The organism is Blautia sp. MSK.18.38 (assembly GCF_024460535.1).
Lineage (GTDB): Bacteria > Bacillota > Clostridia > Lachnospirales > Lachnospiraceae > Blautia_A > Blautia_A fusiformis.
Genome location: NZ_JANFYP010000010.1, coordinates 104,901 through 121,140, shown reverse-complemented (window position 1 = coordinate 121,140; position 16,240 = coordinate 104,901). Strand labels below are relative to the sequence as shown.

Annotated in this window: 13 protein-coding genes and 1 pseudogene; all 14 read right to left on the bottom strand. The window is 42.7% G+C overall.

Annotated elements, in window-relative coordinates:
- Nucleotides 1-55: 55 nt before the first annotated feature.
- Nucleotides 56-2,350 (bottom strand): annotated as a pseudogene (locus NE638_RS08370) (DEAD/DEAH box helicase family protein); the annotation flags it as partial.
- A 125-nt stretch (nt 2,351-2,475) separates the two neighbouring features.
- The gene (locus tag NE638_RS08365) at nt 2,476-2,937 is read right to left on the bottom strand and encodes a hypothetical protein (RefSeq protein WP_173746019.1); all 462 of its coding nucleotides are present in this window, start codon (nt 2,935-2,937) and stop codon (nt 2,476-2,478) included.
- A gap of 15 nt (nt 2,938-2,952) precedes the next feature.
- Nucleotides 2,953-4,071, bottom strand: a complete 1,119-nt coding sequence (locus NE638_RS08360) for a restriction endonuclease subunit S (protein ID WP_173740479.1) — start codon at nt 4,069-4,071, stop codon at nt 2,953-2,955.
- Between the two features lie 46 nt (nt 4,072-4,117).
- Nucleotides 4,118-5,620, bottom strand: coding sequence for a class I SAM-dependent DNA methyltransferase (locus NE638_RS08355; RefSeq protein ID WP_173740478.1), 1,503 nt, complete (start codon nt 5,618-5,620; stop codon nt 4,118-4,120).
- Between the two features lie 14 nt (nt 5,621-5,634).
- Nucleotides 5,635-6,690: a Fic family protein gene (locus NE638_RS08350; protein WP_173746018.1), complete on the bottom strand. Its 1,056-nt coding sequence runs from the start codon at nt 6,688-6,690 to the stop codon at nt 5,635-5,637.
- A 248-nt stretch (nt 6,691-6,938) separates the two neighbouring features.
- Nucleotides 6,939-7,502, bottom strand: coding sequence for a Fe-S-containing hydro-lyase (locus tag NE638_RS08345; protein ID WP_021652987.1), 564 nt, complete (start codon nt 7,500-7,502; stop codon nt 6,939-6,941).
- A 1-nt stretch (nt 7,503) separates the two neighbouring features.
- Entirely contained in the window at nt 7,504-8,346 is an 843-nt protein-coding gene (locus NE638_RS08340) for a fumarate hydratase (RefSeq protein WP_173746017.1), read from the bottom strand.
- Nucleotides 8,347-8,396: 50 nt separating this feature from the next.
- Nucleotides 8,397-10,007 carry an FAD-dependent oxidoreductase gene (locus NE638_RS08335; RefSeq protein ID WP_022426050.1) on the bottom strand — a complete coding sequence of 537 codons (1,611 nt, stop codon included), beginning with the start codon at nt 10,005-10,007 and terminating at the stop codon, nt 8,397-8,399.
- Between the two features lie 13 nt (nt 10,008-10,020).
- Nucleotides 10,021-10,734: a 2Fe-2S iron-sulfur cluster-binding protein gene (locus NE638_RS08330; protein WP_330383239.1), complete on the bottom strand. Its 714-nt coding sequence runs from the start codon at nt 10,732-10,734 to the stop codon at nt 10,021-10,023.
- Between the two features lie 233 nt (nt 10,735-10,967).
- On the bottom strand, nt 10,968-11,822 hold the full coding sequence (locus NE638_RS08325) for an FAD/NAD(P)-binding protein (protein WP_114002622.1): 855 nt from the start codon (nt 11,820-11,822) through the stop codon (nt 10,968-10,970).
- Nucleotides 11,815-12,852 carry a 4Fe-4S dicluster domain-containing protein gene (locus NE638_RS08320; protein ID WP_059085576.1) on the bottom strand — a complete coding sequence of 346 codons (1,038 nt, stop codon included), beginning with the start codon at nt 12,850-12,852 and terminating at the stop codon, nt 11,815-11,817. Before NE638_RS08320 ends, NE638_RS08325 begins: the two co-directional genes overlap by 8 nt.
- Nucleotides 12,853-12,855: 3 nt before the next feature.
- Nucleotides 12,856-13,830 (bottom strand): 4Fe-4S dicluster domain-containing protein, encoded by a 975-nt coding sequence (locus tag NE638_RS08315; protein ID WP_118063564.1) that lies wholly within the window; start codon nt 13,828-13,830, stop codon nt 12,856-12,858.
- Entirely contained in the window at nt 13,818-14,261 is a 444-nt protein-coding gene (locus tag NE638_RS08310; protein WP_015524686.1) for a hydrogenase iron-sulfur subunit, read from the bottom strand. The genes NE638_RS08315 and NE638_RS08310 overlap by 13 nt, the downstream gene beginning before the upstream one ends.
- Complete coding sequence (locus tag NE638_RS08305) at nt 14,252-16,240, bottom strand: CoB--CoM heterodisulfide reductase iron-sulfur subunit A family protein (RefSeq protein WP_173746016.1); 1,989 nt, start codon at nt 16,238-16,240, stop codon at nt 14,252-14,254. Before NE638_RS08305 ends, NE638_RS08310 begins: the two co-directional genes overlap by 10 nt.

Sequence of the window (16,240 nt, the reverse complement as noted above, 5' to 3'; positions counted from 1 at the left end):
CATGGAATCGAGGTGTCTTTCTTTTATGCAAAATCACGAACTTGCTCATTTATAGCTGAAGATTAAAAACCGCACTTTGCAACGCCATCAGATTTGCACTTGCTTTTCCCTTATTCATTCGGAAAAACTCAAAATTCCCACAGAAATCAAAAATGTAAAACTTTTTCTTATCTTCCCCATCCAGCAATCCCGGGCATAATCTTGTTCCTCGTCCGATCATCTGCCAGAATTTTGCTTTACTCATGACTTTCTTAAAGAATACAAGATTAAGAACTTCAGGTACATCAATTCCGGTATCTAACATATCTACAGAAATTGCGATCTGCGGTAGTTTTTTCGGATCTGAAAACTCATCAATTGCACTCTGTGCATATTTCATTCTGTTATCGATCACCATGGCATAATTCTTTAAATGCGGATATTCCTTATTAAAAATCTCAAGGATTTTTTCCGCATGATCATGATTTTTCGCAAAAATAATTGTTTTTCCAATCTTCTGTCCATATTCAATTTTAATTCCATCTCTCATCAGGACATGAAGAACTTTTTTAATTGTATCTTCGTTAAAAATCCAGGTATTCAATGCAGCCGAATTTATCGCTTCCGGAAGCTTTCCATTTTCGTCTTCAAAAGTATTTTCATAGATTTCTTTATCTGCTTCTGAAAGTTCATCGTATACAATTCCCTGATCAATAAATTTTACCCTGGATTCTACTGACAGGTAATCAACCAGATATCCATCTTTAACCGCCTGCGCCAGATCATATCCATAAGTAGGATCTCCGTTTGCCAGTTCAAATACTTCATATGTATTTTTGTCAATCTCATCTTTCGGTGTTGCGGTAAGTCCTACAAGCAGTGCATCAAAATATGTAAAAATATCTTTATACTTATTATAAATAGATCTGTGCGCTTCATCACAAATGATCAGATCAAAATGACCACAGGTAAAAACTTTTCCTTCTTTATCATTTATCACATCAATACAATTTATCATGGTCTGATATGTGGAGAAAACACATCGTGACATACAATTATTCTTTTCTTCAACCAGATTTGTACAGGAAAAATCCTGCATCCAGTTTACAAAATTTCTTTTCGCCTGCGTTACCAATGAATTTCTGTCCGCCAGAAAAAGGATATTCTTTACCCAGCCCGCATCAACCAGTACCTTGCACAAAGCCATTACTGTTCTGGTTTTTCCGGAACCTGTGGCCATAACCAGCAGTGCTTTTCTCCGATTCTTTTCATCAAAGCTCTGGCATACTGCTTTTATCGCGGCTTCCTGATAATAACGTCCTGCAATTTTTTTATCTACAGAAATATCCTGCAGGCTTGTCCGCATACTCAAAAGATTAAACCATTTCTCCAGATCCCGTTTGGAATAAATAACCGAACATTTTCTTTCCGGATATTGTCCGTCTATGATCCGGGTTTCAAAACCATTGGTAAGGAAAATTACCGGGCGTCGTTCATATTTCTTTTCCAGCAGATCTGCGTAAAGTTTCGCTTGCTGCCTGCCCTCGGCAATATCCTTGCAGGTACGTTTTGCTTCTATAATTGCCAGAGGTTTATTCATATCATCATAGAGAACATAATCAATACGTCCAATCCCTGATTTATTCGGCATTCCTGTCACAGTTATCTCATTTAACCAGTCTTTTCCCTGGGTCCATCCTGCATCAATGAGCATGGAATCTATGTAAAGTTTTCTGGTTTCATATTCAGACAGATCCAGAGGTTTCGGAACATATGTCTGCTGCTGTTTCTCGTGACGTGCGGACAGTTCTTCCCTGAGAAAAGTATTTTCTGCCATCAGTTTTTGCAGATCCAACTCCTGTTTGGCAGTCTTTTCCTGTTCTTTTAAAAGTGTTTCCTGCGTTTTTCTGGCTGTTTCTCTGGATGTCCTGGCATTCTCAATTCTGTCATCAATCATCGACCTGTCAAACGAATGCTCCTGATACTGTTCCCCATAACAGTATGCAATATAGTCCAAAAAAATTGACAGATTCTCAAGGCAGAGCAAAGCTGCATCTCTGCCAAGTTTTTTATTGCTATGTGCCACACTGTTTCCACATCTGCGGATATAATCCATCCGTTTCCAAAGATCGGGTCCGACTAACTGTCGGAATTCCTCTGTATTCATCAAAGTATGAAGGTTGTCCTGGTACGGGATTTGTAAACTGTTTTCCACAGAATACAACCATTTCACAGCAAATTCCATAGCCCGCCGGCTGTTAAGAATACTCGCATCCGGATCTGCCAATATGATTTTCTCCGCAGAGATGGCAACATTCGCAAATGCAGAGAATTTTGATTCATTTTTTAAGTAATCAAAGTTTGTTACCATTGTGAAACCTCCCTCTTTAGCGTTTTATTTTATAATTGTACTTATCAACTACAGTTATCAAGGAATCCTTGATAACTGACTTTATTTTTGTCTCAAGATATGCCAACATCTTTCAGCCATTTCGTTTACAACATTCTGTTTTCCCGATACGATTCAAATATATATGACGGATTTTCGTAATATACACTGCTGTTGTAGTCATCAATTTTTGCACTGATGAAGGAATTGTATACTTTTATTAAAGCATCTACGATTCCAATATTTTCATCTGCAGCAACCATTTTTATCAGCCGCTTATATACCTTTCCAATGTCCCAATGTGATGGGATGCTGTATTTACACTCACCTACATTGTCAAAATTTCCTTCTTGTATTCCTGCTTCTTCAATAAAATCATCACTGACTCTGTCAATGTTATCACAATGGTAGACATCTGCGAGGTCATAGATTTTATCAATTCTCTGCTTTCCAAGCTTATTTACAACGTCTGCCCGTGTATTCTTTGTTTTCCGTGCAATGTAATCGATCAGGCTGCATGTGTAAAATAAATCGTTATCTTTTTTGCTTTCCCGTCCTTCTCCTATCACTACCACTTCCCCTTTCTATCCAAAGTACTGTTGCATGAGACTGTCGAATAATTTTTGTGTTTCATCCAGTGCTTTTTGCACTTTAACTTTTGATTTGTCGACTTGTTTGACGAAATCAGAGAATTCATCTTGTTGGTCTCTCTTTGCAATTGGAATTTTAAATGCTTTAATCATACCCAAATTAAGATTCTTCTGACGTACACCTCTCCTCTGCGATAAAAAGTATTCTTTCATCATCTGCAATTCATAATATAACCAAATAATATTTACCTCATCGTTTGGGGTTATACATGCGCACGCCTGATTCGACGCTGAATCCTCCTTCAAAATTCCCATCTTGAATGCTGCAGTATCATACATTCCAATTAGTAAACTTCCTGCTTTAAATAATTTTGTAGCACTCTTTTCAATTGCTTCTTCAGTTATTTTTTCAACAGAACCTTCGAGAAAGAGTGTATTTAATTCGCCTGCTGAATACCAATCTATATTGCCTTCAAAGTACTCTGGTACTGTTCTAGAAGGCGTACCACCACTTGCCCAATTACCTAACTCATTAAGACTTCTAATCGGAAGATCATTCGTATTATAAACTGGATTTCCAAACAGTTCGACAAATCGGGCTTTAACTAATGTATCAAATTTTTTTAATTCTTGTTTTCGATTTTCAATAATATTAACTACTTTCAAGAGTATATCTGCTATTTCTTTCTGTTTTTCAGCTGAAGGAAAAGGAATTTTAATATTATCAAAATCTCTCTTTATAATATGCTTCATGGTAGCCCCATGCATTTTAGCTTCCATCTCTTTCAAATTATACTCAACAGCAAATACGAAATATTGCTCATTCACTTCAATCTTATCAAACGCGACTTTAAAGATATGCTGATTTAAGAGGGCTTTTCCTCGGTTCCAAATATATACTCCGAGACTAGCTGACCAAGAAATCAAGACATCTCCATTATTAATTTCAACTTTTTTAGGGTATTCTCCATTATAAAAACCCACATCATAAGAATTCCCTGTAAGATCTTGAATTCTAATAATGGGAAGTCCTTCAGTACCACGATCTTCTGGCTTAAATGCATATCCATTTATATATGTAGCAATATCACCCAACCGTTTTTGTTCCATCATTTATTCCCACCACAAACCCGAATTTTCGAATCTGCTATCCTTTCTTCTATAATCCCAACAACCGTTCCAACTCATCCATTTCTTTTCCAATCTCCAGCTCCAGTTCCCGGATATTGGCCATGATTTCTGATGTTGGCGGATATTCCACCGGAGTGTATTCGATTTCTTTGTATTTATTGATACTGAGATCATAATCATTCTCCACAATATCTTTTTTCGGTACCATAAATGACTGATCTGTTCGTTTCCGTTCCACTTCTTTATCAAGGTTTTTGAAACGCTCTATAATATCTGGAATGTCATTCTCCGTAACCGGAGTACGTTTATCGTCCAGACTGAAGCCATCTGCTTTCATGTCATAAAACCACACCTGATCGGTTCCGCCATGTTCTGTTTTTGTAAAAATAAGGATTGCTGTGGATACTCCTGCATAAGGTTTAAATACACCGGAAGGCATGGATATTACAGCTTCCAGTCTCTGATTTTCAACAATTTCTTTTCGGATGGATTTATGTGCCCGTGATGATCCAAAAAGTACACCATCTGGTACAATACAAGCGCATCTTCCTCCAATTTTCATAATCCTCAAAAACAAAGCCAGAAATAAAAGTTCTGTTTTCTTTGTCTTACAAATCTTAAGAAGATCTCCAGAAACGGACTCTGCATCCAGGCTTCCTTTAAAAGGTGGGTTTGCCAGCACAAGAGAATACTGATCTTTATCTGCATTCTGATCAGATAAGCTATCCCGATACTCAATATAAGGATTTTCTATTCCGTGAGTCATCATATTCATGGCTCCAATACGAAGCATGGTGCGGTCCATATCGTATCCATGAAACATATGATTCATGTAATGATCTTTTTTCTGCTTATCATAAAAAATTTCTTCTTTTCTTTTTTCCTTCAGATATTCTCCTGCTGCAACCAGAAAACCTGAGGTTCCACATGCCGGATCACAGATAATTTCATCGCTGGACGGGTCCATCATCTCAACCATCATCCGGATAATATGTCTTGGTGTACGGAACTGTCCGTTTCGTCCGGACTGAGCTATTTTTGAAAGAAGATATTCATATACATCTCCTCTGACATCTGCTGTCTGGATTTCATTCATAAGTTTGTAAATTTCATCCAGAGAATCCACCACTTTGGATAAAAGGAGTGGTGTCGGAATCTTAAAGATCGCATCATCCATATATTTGGAATATGCACTGTTTTTATCATTATGAAGATTTTTTATAAACGGGAACACCCATTCCTGCATGATCATATACATTCTGTCTGCCGGAAAGTCATGGAATACGGACCATTTCAGCTGGCTTCCATCAATTGTTCTCTCACCTATTTTTACTTCTCCGGAAAAAATACTCTGAAATGGCAAACCAAGCATTGCACTTTCTCTTGCACGCATATTATCGGAATCATCCAGATCATGAATAAACATCAGGTATGTAATCTGCTCGATTACTTCCAGTGGATTTACCAGTCCTCCTGCCGCAAATATATCCCATAAACCATCTATTTTATTTTTTAATTCACCAGTGATCATTTTTTATCTCCCATCTATCGTTCATTATTCCAGGTATATTTCGTATACCTGCCGCCGCCGATTTTTAAAATTTTTTCTGCTGTCAGTAATTCTGCCAGTGTTCTCTGTATCGTTACCACACTGATATCCGGACACTTTTCTGCGATTTCCTTTTTTGTAATTGTTCCCAGAGTGTTTTTTATAATCTCTTCTATTCGCTCCGGTTTTGATATATTCTGCGTTATCAGCAATCTTATCCTTGAAGAAAACTCTCTGTATGCTCCTACGATAACGCCAAGCATATATTTTACAAATGGTATATAATCATTCTTATTCTCATACCAGTTCTCAGAACTTTCCCTTAAACATTCATAGTATAATTCCTTTGAATTTTCTATCATTCTCTCGATACTGATATATTTTCCCACAATATAGCCGGATCTGTACAAAAGTAACAGTGTAAGTAAACGGCTCATTCTTCCATTGCCGTCATTAAACGGATGTATGCATAGGAAATCCAGAATAAACATTGGAATCAAAAGAAGCGGATCTATTTCTCCTGTTGCCATTGCCTCTTCAAATGCTCTGCATAGTTCTTCCATTGCTTCCGGTGTTTCCCAGGCCGGTACTGGTTTAAACCGTATTTTTTTTATTCCCTGAGAATCTTCTTCCTCAATGACATTATCTGCAATTTTATATTTCCCTCCAATATTGTAGCTTTCAAATTTATACAAATCTCTGTGAAGCTGTAAAATAATCGCAGACTTTGGCGGGATATGGTCATGACTTTCATGAATTGTATTCAATACATCTCTGTATCCGGCAATTTCCTGTTCATTTCTTGTTCTTGGCCTTGTTTTGTCTTTTACCAATTCCCGCAATCTGCTGTCTGATGTATAAATACCTTCTATTTTGTTGGAACTTTCCGTACTTTGAATTTTAGCGATTTCAACTAATTGTGTAAGAGTATCTGCTTTGGCCTCAATAAAAAGAGTTTGTTCTCCCTTAAATTCATGTATCTGTGTCAGATAAGATACAATTTCAGGAGTCAACAGATTTTTCCACTTTTCCTGATAATCAAACCGTCTCATATATTTTCCATCACCTTCTTTATCACTCTTTTTTCGATTTTATTTACTTCAAGTATATAAATCAATTTTATCATTGTCAACTTTAATTTTATCATTTTCGTAAGAATGATTAAATTGAAAGTGAAATAATAAAATTAAAAAGTCCAACAATAAATGCTTCTGCACGGATCTTCAGCATTTACTGTCGGACTTTTATCCTTTTATTCCTTTTTGAAATATATCACAATATCATATTGTAGAGCAAAAGATTATTCTGCGTGCTCTTTCAGGTACTCTGCACGTCCCTCTTCGTAGAGGTTATTTCCCTCGCTGTCAATGATGACTACAAGCGGCATGTCTTCCACATAAAGCTTGCGGAGTGCTTCTGCGCCCAGGTCTTCGTAAGCGATAAGCTCTGCTTTTTTGATGCATTTTGCAAGAAGTGCACCTGCTCCGCCGATGGCTCCGAAATATACGCCGTCATATTTTTTCATTGCATCTACGACTTCCGGAAGGCGGGCACCTTTTCCGATCATTCCTCTGGCGCCTACGGACATCATAGTCGGTGCGTAGGCATCCATACGGCCGCTGGTTGTAGGGCCTGCGGAGCCGATGACTTCACCTGGTTTTGCAGGAGTCGGGCCTACATAGTAAATGGTAGCATCTGTAGGGTCAAAAGGAATCTTTTCTCCTTTTGCAAGTGCCTCACACATTCTCTTGTGACCTGCGTCACGGGATGTATAGATGGTTCCTGTCAGTAAAACCTGGTCGCCTGCATGGAGAGTTCTTGCCAGCTCTCTTGTCAGAGGCAGTGTGATCTTTCTTCTTTCCATATTAAAGCACCTCCGTTTTATGACGTGTCACATGGCAGTTGATGTTAACTGCACATGGCATACCTGCGATATGAGTAGGCATAGTCTCAATGTTCAGACCGATAGCTGTGGTCTTTCCACCAAAGCCCTGGGGACCGATACCAAGCTTGTTGATCTTCTCCAGCATTTCTTTCTCAAGATCTGCATAGTAAGGATCCGGGTTCTCTGTATTCAGAGGACGCATCAGCGCTTTCTTTGCAAGAAGTGCACATTTGTCAAAAGTTCCTCCGATACCAACACCAACTACCATAGGCGGACATGGGTTCGGACCTGCAGTTTCTACAGCCTCAAGAATGAAATCCTTGATTCCCTGAAGGCCTGCAGATGGCTTGAACATACGGATCTGGCTCATATTCTCGCTTCCGAAGCCTTTGGGTCCTACAGTTACTTTCACCTGATCTCCAGGAACGATCTCTGTATAGATCATAGCCGGTGTATTGTCACCTGTGTTTCCACGGCGTACCGGATCCTTGACAACGGATTTTCTCAGGTAACCTTTATCGTATCCGCGGCGTACACCTTCATTGATGGCATCATCTAAATCTCCGCCTGTAAAGTGGACATCCTGACCAATTTCAAGGAATACGCATGCCATTCCGGTATCCTGACAGATCGGAACATTCTCACTGTCTGCGATATCAAAATTCTCGATAATGTTATCAAGGACACCTTTTGCGATCTCACCGTCCTCGCAGGCACGGCAGGTTTTGATAGCATCCTTCACATCTTCCGGGAGATGTTCATTGGCTTCGATACAGAGTTTTTCGATAACCTCTGTAAGTCTGGTTACTTCGATTTCTCTCATAATAGACTCCTTTCGCTTATCTCATATGTTTTTATTATCATAACATATTGTTAACGTTCGTGGCGGGCATATTTCGGCAGAAGCATAGGAGATACGTCTCCTGTATCAACTCCTGCATTTTTCAGTTCCTCTTCATATTTTCTGATATGATCCAGATTCATGGTGCCAAGCTCTACCTCTTTGCATTTGGCAGCTGCTTTTTTACCTGCATTTCGTCCGAATACAATTACGTCAAGAAGAGAATTTCCCATCAGTCGGTTTCTTCCGTGGATTCCGCCTGCTGCCTCTCCTGCAACCAGAAGGTTCGGGATTTCTTTTGTAAAGCCGTCTCCGTTGATCTCAAGTCCGCCGTTCTGATAATGAAGGGTCGGGTAGATCACGATCGGGACTTTTCTCATATCAATGCCGTAATTCATGTACATACGGAACATGGCAGGGATCCTCTTTTCGATAGTTCCCTCACCGCCCAGGATCTCGATCATCGGAGTATCCAGCCATACACCTTTTCGTCCACCTGGAACTTCCACGCCACGGCCTTCCTCACACTCGCGGATAACACCGGAAGCATTTACGTCACGGGTTTCCAGCGGATGGATATAAGCTTCTCCGTTTGCATTTACAAGCTGTGCACCAACGGAACGAACCTTCTCTGTTACCAGGGCACCAAGGATCTGTGACGGATAGATCGCACCTGTTGGATGATACTGGATAGAATCCTGGTAAAGAAGGGAAGCGCCTGCTCTGTATCCAAGCACGAGTCCGTCAGCAGTTGCTCCGTAGTGATTGGAGGTCGGGAATCCCTGATAATGCATTCTTCCTGCACCACCGGTTGCAATTACAACTGTTTTTGCTCTTGCAACGGAATAGTCTCCGGTTTCCATGTTGAGAAGAACTGCACCGGCAGTCTGACCTTTTTCATCCTTCAGAAGTTCTACAGCGGAGGTAAATTCCACTACCGGGATCTTAAGATTTAAGACCTCATCACGGATAGTACGCATGATCTCTGATCCGGAATAATCCTTTGCAGCATGCATTCTCTTTCTGGAGGTACCGCCGCCATGTGTAGTGACCATGGTTCCGTCTTCTGCTTTATCAAACTCAACACCAAGGTCGTTGAGCCATTTGATCGCATCCGGTGCTTCCATTACCAGTCTTTTTACAAGCTCCGGTTTTGCGGCAAAATGTCCGCCTCCAAAGCAGTCCAGATAATGCTGTACCGGGGAATCATTTTCTTTATCTGCTGCCTGGATCCCGCCTTCTGCCATCATGGTGTTGGCATCACCGATACGGAGCTTTGTAACGATCATAACGTTGGCACCTGCGTTGTGGGCCTCGATGGCACAGGAAGAGCCTGCTCCGCCACCGCCGATGATCAGTACATCTACATCATAATCGATTTTTGTAAGATCGATTTTTTCGTTGAGCAGACGGCTTTCTGAATGGAGCATTTTTGTCAGTTCCAGTGGTGCTTTCTGTCCCTTGTTCGGTCCTACCTTGATCTCTGCAAATGCATCCGGGTTATAGTCCGGATGGAATTTTTTGAGAAGAGCATCTTTCTCATCTGCACTCAGACGTCTTGGCTCTGTTGCCATACGCTCCGCTCTTGTAGCCTCTACCTTTTTGATGGATTCCATCATATTTTCTGGATATGGTGCATACATGTTTTACGCCCTCCTACTTCTCGATTTCTCTGCTGTTGTAAAGTTCCTGCATCTCTGTGATCGGCTTCTGCATGATCTTCTCGATCATATCGTCAAATTTGCCCTCGTGGATCTCTTCCACACGTTTCTCCAGATGCTCGCTTTTCGGCGCAATATATTTTCCGGTGAGACGTCTTGCCAGAAGACCTACCATCGGATGGGAAATTCCTGCCGGACATCTTACGGAACAGCAGCCGCAGCTTACACAGTCAAAGGATTCCTCTGCACATTTTTCAAGCTCGCCTCTCTGAGCATATGCAATATACTGCATGACATTTAAGTCCTGTGTACAGGCCTTTGTGCAGGCATTGCATCCGATGCAGCTGTAGATCTCCGGATAAAGCTCCATCATTACCTGCTGGTTCGGCTTAAGATCTTCTATATTATAAAGTCTCTTGTCTGTAGGGAAGAACGGGATACTTGCCACATACATTCCCTCCTGCACCTGTGTCTGACAGGCGAGACAGGTTTTCAGCTCATTCTGTCCCTTGATCCTGTAGATGGTCGCGCAGGCACCGCAGAATCCGTGTCTGCAGCCGCATCCTCTTTTTAATGTATAACCGGCATATTCCATAGCTGTCATAATGGTCAGATCACCGGGAACGCTGTATTTTTTACCGAAAAAATATACGTTTACCATATTATTTTCCATGTTGGTGTCCTTTCTTTTATCCAAATCGTACGCCATGTGGAACAGCCATCTCACACGTGCCCGTCGCAACGCTCTGCTGAACTAAGTACTAACTGTGACTAAGGAGTTCAGGAGAGCCTTCACTCCTAAGTCTTCGTAAGTACTGGATTTCAGCGCCGCTAAAACCGCTCCTAAAATGGGCATCTTAGCGAGATGGCTGTTCCACATGGCTGTGTACTGGCTATAACCAGCGCATATATTTGAAAGTTTCTTAAGGTGCAATCTATAACTTAGTACTCATTAGGTAATTCATCAACCTCATCACATCGGAATACCGGGCCGTCTTTGCAGACGTATTTGTCTCCGATGTTGCAGCGGCCGCATTTTCCGACACCGCATTTCATACGAAGCTCCAGTGTGGTATATACCTGATCTCTGGAGAAGCCCAGCTCTTCCAGTCCTGCCAGAACGAATTTGATCATGATCGGCGGGCCGCAGACCAGAGCGGTCTTATTGGTATCAAAACCAATCTCCTTCAGATAATTCGGAACAAATCCTACATGACCGTCCCAGCCTTCCTGCTCGCGGTCAATGGTAAGATATACATTTACACCTTCTGTTTTCATCCATACTTCCTGGATTTCCTTAAGCTGCACCAGATCATCTGCGGAACGGGAACCATAGAGAATATCTACTGTTCCGTAATCCTCACGGTTATCCAGCACATAATTGATCACGGAACGAAGAGGTGCCAGACCGATTCCACCTGCGATGAACAGGAGATTTTTTCCCTTTAACTTATCTTCCACCGGAAAATGATTTCCGTATGGTCCGCGGACTGCGATCTCATCTCCAACCTGAAGGCTATGGAGATGATCGGTAAGGGATCCGCATTTTTTGATACTGAATTCCTGATAATCCTTTACAGTCGGAGAAGAAGTAATGGAAAACATACCTTCACTGACGCCTGGTGCACAGACCATGGCACACTGTCCTGGCATATGCTCGAAAAGCTTTCCACCCTCCGGAGCTTCCACACGGAAGGTTTTTACATCCGGTGTCTCCTGACGGATATCTGTGATCACGCCAACCTTGGGGATCAGCGTATCCAGTGTATAATTTTTATGACAGGTACATTCACTCATTCTTTTCACCTCCCTGTTTTTCAAAGGCCTTGATGACTTTTACGATATTTAAAGATTCCGGACATTTCTCCACGCAGCGGCCGCAGCCAACACAGGAGAACATGCCGTCATTATTTAACGGATAATAAACAAGCTTATGCATAAATCTCTGACGGAATCTCTGCATCTGGCTGGTACGGTTGTTTCCGTGAGCCATCATGGTAAAATCAGAGTACATGCAGGAATCCCAGCAGCGGTAACGGTGAACACCGTGCCCTGTGTCGTAGTCCTTAATGTCATAGCACTGACAGGTCGGACATACGAAGGTACAGGTTCCGCAGGCAAGACAAGGCTTGTACAGTTTCTCCCATACAGGAGAATTGAAACGGTCCATGTATTCTTCCTGCGCCCATCCTTCCAGTGAAAGATGTGTATATGGAAGAAGCTCGATAATACCACGGATTGCCTTCTTCTCCTCTTCTACCTTTGTCTCATCAGCATCTGCCAAAAGCTCCTTCACAGCTTCTGTCAGAGCATTTCCCTTTTCTGTGAGAGGCTTCCAGAAAAGCTCTCCCTCGATGATCCAGGCTGCAACATCTGCTTCCGGATCTGCAGCATCAATGCCAAATACTTTACAGAAGCAGCTTTCCTCCGGTTCATGACAGGCAAGCGCTACAATAGTTCCATGTTCTCTTCTTGCCTGGTAAAAAGTATCCACCGGATCCCCAAGGAACACCTTGTCGAGAACTTTCACGCCCTGTACATCACAGGCTCTCATTCCGAATACAACAAAATTCTGGTCTTTCAGTGCCTGAGGCTCAATGCTGATATTTTTTCCGTCTTTTTTACAGGTATAGAGATTTTCACTCTGCGGAAAGAAAGCATCCTTCGGTGATTTCACGGTTTTCAGTGTTTCAAGGGAAACTTCTGCATCCTCGCTCCATGCCTTGAAGTTCACCTGTTCACTTACCTTTACCGGTAAATATAATTCCTGGTCTGCGGCAATTTTCCGGAATAATGCCGGCAGATTTTCTACTGCGATCTTATACATACATTATCCCCTTTCTGCCACGATCCCTGGCTCTACATCATCAAAGGTAAAGCTGGTAAGCGGACCCTTTGACTCCGCATCCTCGCCTGCCTGATACTCACCGTAAAACGCATCAATATCCTTGATAAACTTACGGTTAAACAGATGAAGGGGAATTCCCTGCGGGCAGACTCTGCTGCACTCGCCACAGTCCGTACATCTTCCGGCTACATGGAAGGCACGGATCACATGGAACATCTTTTCCTCAAAGGAATCCACATTTGCCTTCTGGGCGCTGTCGAACTTGTTGCTGTCAAAAACGCATTTGCGGCAGCTGCAGGCCGGACATACATTACGGCAGGCATTACAGCGGATACATTTACTCAGCTCGCTCTGCCAGAATGCAAATTTTTCTTCCGGACTCATTGCCTCGATCCGCTCAACTTCTGCGAAACGGTCAGCGTCCTTTGTCTCCTTTGACTCACCGATCAGTTCATCGTAAATTTTATGCTCTTTTCCTTTACATACATGGCAGCGTTCCAGCATGGCATCTTTGTATGCACAGGTTTTTTCTCCGTAAACAGTATCCACAGTCAATGTCTCTGCATCTCCGGTAATCTCTGCTCCGGAAATTCCCCGGATACCCTTGATCCCCATTTTGCGGATCTTTTCAATATCCAGCTTTCCTTTACAGCCAACACCTACGATATAGGCTTTTTCTCTGTCTACACGATGCTCTTTCAAAAGCTGGTTAAAGCTATATGTATCGCAGGGCTTCAGACAGACCATGGTTTTTCCTTCCAGCTTGGAAGCTTCGATCATATATTTGCTTAAATTGGCACCGCAGAATCCATCATAGACAAAATCCTCCAGAGATTCCGGTGTTTCAAAATAGGCTGGTTCCGGATTAAAGGCAAGATCTCCGGCTTTCCACCCAAGAACCCGGACTACCGTGCCATCTGCAAGCAGTTCTTTTGCACGTTTTATCAGCTCCTGCATCTTATATCCTCCAATCTCACGTTTTTACCAAGTGAATGGATCTTCTCAACAAACTCATTCATAGTCTGTGAAAATTTCACGCCTTCTGCGGCAGATACCCATTCCACACGTGTTCTTCCGTTTTCCACCCCAATATAATCCAGCATTGAAAACAGAAGTGTCATACGTCTTCTTGCATAATAGTTTCCGGTACTGTAATGGCAGTCTCCCGGATGACATCCGCACATGATCACACCATCGGCTCCTTTTTCAAAGGCACGGAGGATGAACATGGGATTGACACGGCAGGAACATGGAACACGGATGATCTTTACATCCGCCGGATAGCTCAAACGGCTGCTTCCGGCAAGGTCTGCTCCGGCGTAGCTGCACCAGTTACAGCAGAATGCCACGATCTTTGGTCTGAATTCTTCCTTTGTTTCTATCGACATATTGCATCCACCTCCGCGATAATCTGTCTGTTGGAGAAGCCCTGAAGGTCCATGGCTCCTGACGGGCAGGCTACTGTGCAGGCACCGCAGCCCTGGCAAAGTGCTGTATTGACAACCGCAACTCTTCTTGTCTCACGGATACCGTGATCGTTGACCTGTTTCTCCTCATAGGAAATCGCTCCGTAAGGACATACATTTGCACAGGTAGAGCATCCGTTACAGAGAAGCTCGTCGGATCTTGCCGTACATGGATTGGTTGTCAACTTGTCCTTTGCAAGAAGTCCTATGGCCTTTACAGCCGCAGCTCCTGCCTGGGCAACTGTCTCCGGGATATCCTTTGGTCCCTGGCATACACCGGAAAGGAAAATTCCTGCTGTCGGTGATTCTACAGGACGAAGCTTTGCATGGGCTTCTGTAAGGAAATTGTTGGTGTCAATACTTGCAGTAAGCATGGTAGCGATCTTACGTACATCCGGATTTGGCTCAATGGCTGTTGCAAGAACTACCATATCTGCTTTCTTGAAGATCTGCTTATTATCAAGAAGATCCGAGCCCTGAACAAGAAGTGTTCCATCCGGCTGCGGAATTACTTTTCCTACCTGACCTTTGATGTAGTTTACGTTATACTGCTCAACTGCTCTTCTGTAAAACTCATCGAAGTTTTTACCAGGTGTACGGACATCAATATAAAATACCGTCACATTGGTATCCGGATATTTATCACGGATCAGCATGGCATGCTTAGCTGTGTACATACAGCAGATCTTGGAACAGTATGGCTTTCCACGGTCATCGGAGCAACGGCTTCCAACACACTGGATAAATACGATCTCCTTCGGTGCTTTTCCATCGGAAAGGCGCTCAAGATGTCCTTTTGTAGGTCCTGCAGCATTCATGATACGCTCCAGCTCCAGAGATGTGATCACATCCTTGCTCTGGCTGTATGCGTATTCATCGTATTTGTCAAGCTTGATGGTATCAAATCCGGTTGCCACCACGATCGCTCCGTATTTCTGTGTTACGATCTCATCCTGCTGATCGTAATCAATGGCTCCTGCCTGACATACTTTGGAGCAGACACCACATTTGCCTGTCTTAAATTTCAGGCAATGCTCTCTGTCGATCACAGGAACATTTGGAATCGCCTGTGCAAACGGAGTATAAATAGCTGACCGGTTGTTCAGCCCTCTGTTGAACTCATTTGGAATCTTTTTGGAAGGACATTTTTCCTGGCAGACTCCACAGCCTGTACATTTGTCCATGTTGACACTTCGCGCTTTTTTGCGGATATCAACAGTAAAATCTCCTACAAAACCTGCAACTTTTTCTACTTCACTGTATGTATAGATATTGATCTTTTCGTGAGCTGCAGCCTCCACCATTTTTGGAGTAAGGATACATGCGGAGCAATCCAGAGTAGGGAAGGTTTTGTCAAGCTGTGACATTCTTCCGCCGATACTTGGTGTTTTTTCCACAATATCAACTTCATAGCCTGCATCGGCAATATCAAGAGCCGTCTGGATTCCGGCGATACCGCCTCCGATGATCAGGGCTCTCTTTGTAACCCGGCTTTCTCCCGGCTGAAGAGGAGCATTTAAATTGACTTTTGCTACTGCTGCTCTTGCAAGGATCACGGCCTTCTCCGTAGCCTCCTGCATATCCTTGTGGATCCAGGAACAGTGCTCACGGATATTTGCGATCTCCACCATATATGGATTCAGGCCGGCCTTTTCCGCTGCTTTACGGAAAGTTGCCTCATGCATACGCGGAGAACAGGAACAGACAACCACTCCTGTGAGATTTTTTTCACGGATGGCTTCCTGGATCCTGGACTGTCCTGCTTCGGAACACATATACTGATAATCTTCTGCATGGACAACTCCTGGCTCTTTTGCAATGATCTCCACAACCTTTTTCACGTCTACCGTAGCGGCAATATTACTTCCGCAATGACAGACAAATACACCGATTCTCTGCAC

Excerpts from the sequence above, each read along its gene's own strand:
- NE638_RS08335 (WP_022426050.1), bottom strand. The coding sequence starts at position 10,007 with ATGTATGCACCATATCCAGAAAATATGATGGAATCCATCAAAAAGGTA.
- NE638_RS08345 (WP_021652987.1), bottom strand. The coding sequence starts at position 7,502 with ATGGAAAGAAGAAAGATCACACTGCCTCTGACAAGAGAGCTGGCAAGA.
- NE638_RS08340 (WP_173746017.1), bottom strand. The coding sequence starts at position 8,346 with ATGAGAGAAATCGAAGTAACCAGACTTACAGAGGTTATCGAAAAACTC.
- NE638_RS08320 (WP_059085576.1), bottom strand. The coding sequence starts at position 12,852 with ATGTATAAGATCGCAGTAGAAAATCTGCCGGCATTATTCCGGAAAATT.
- NE638_RS08330 (WP_330383239.1), bottom strand. The coding sequence starts at position 10,734 with ATGGCGTACGATTTGGATAAAAGAAAGGACACCAACATGGAAAATAAT.
- NE638_RS08355 (WP_173740478.1), bottom strand. The coding sequence starts at position 5,620 with ATGATCACTGGTGAATTAAAAAATAAAATAGATGGTTTATGGGATATA.
- NE638_RS08350 (WP_173746018.1), bottom strand. The coding sequence starts at position 6,690 with ATGAGACGGTTTGATTATCAGGAAAAGTGGAAAAATCTGTTGACTCCT.
- NE638_RS08310 (WP_015524686.1), bottom strand. The coding sequence starts at position 14,261 with ATGTCGATAGAAACAAAGGAAGAATTCAGACCAAAGATCGTGGCATTC.
- NE638_RS08360 (WP_173740479.1), bottom strand. The coding sequence starts at position 4,071 with ATGATGGAACAAAAACGGTTGGGTGATATTGCTACATATATAAATGGA.
- NE638_RS08315 (WP_118063564.1), bottom strand. The coding sequence starts at position 13,830 with ATGCAGGAGCTGATAAAACGTGCAAAAGAACTGCTTGCAGATGGCACG.
- NE638_RS08325 (WP_114002622.1), bottom strand. The coding sequence starts at position 11,822 with ATGAGTGAATGTACCTGTCATAAAAATTATACACTGGATACGCTGATC.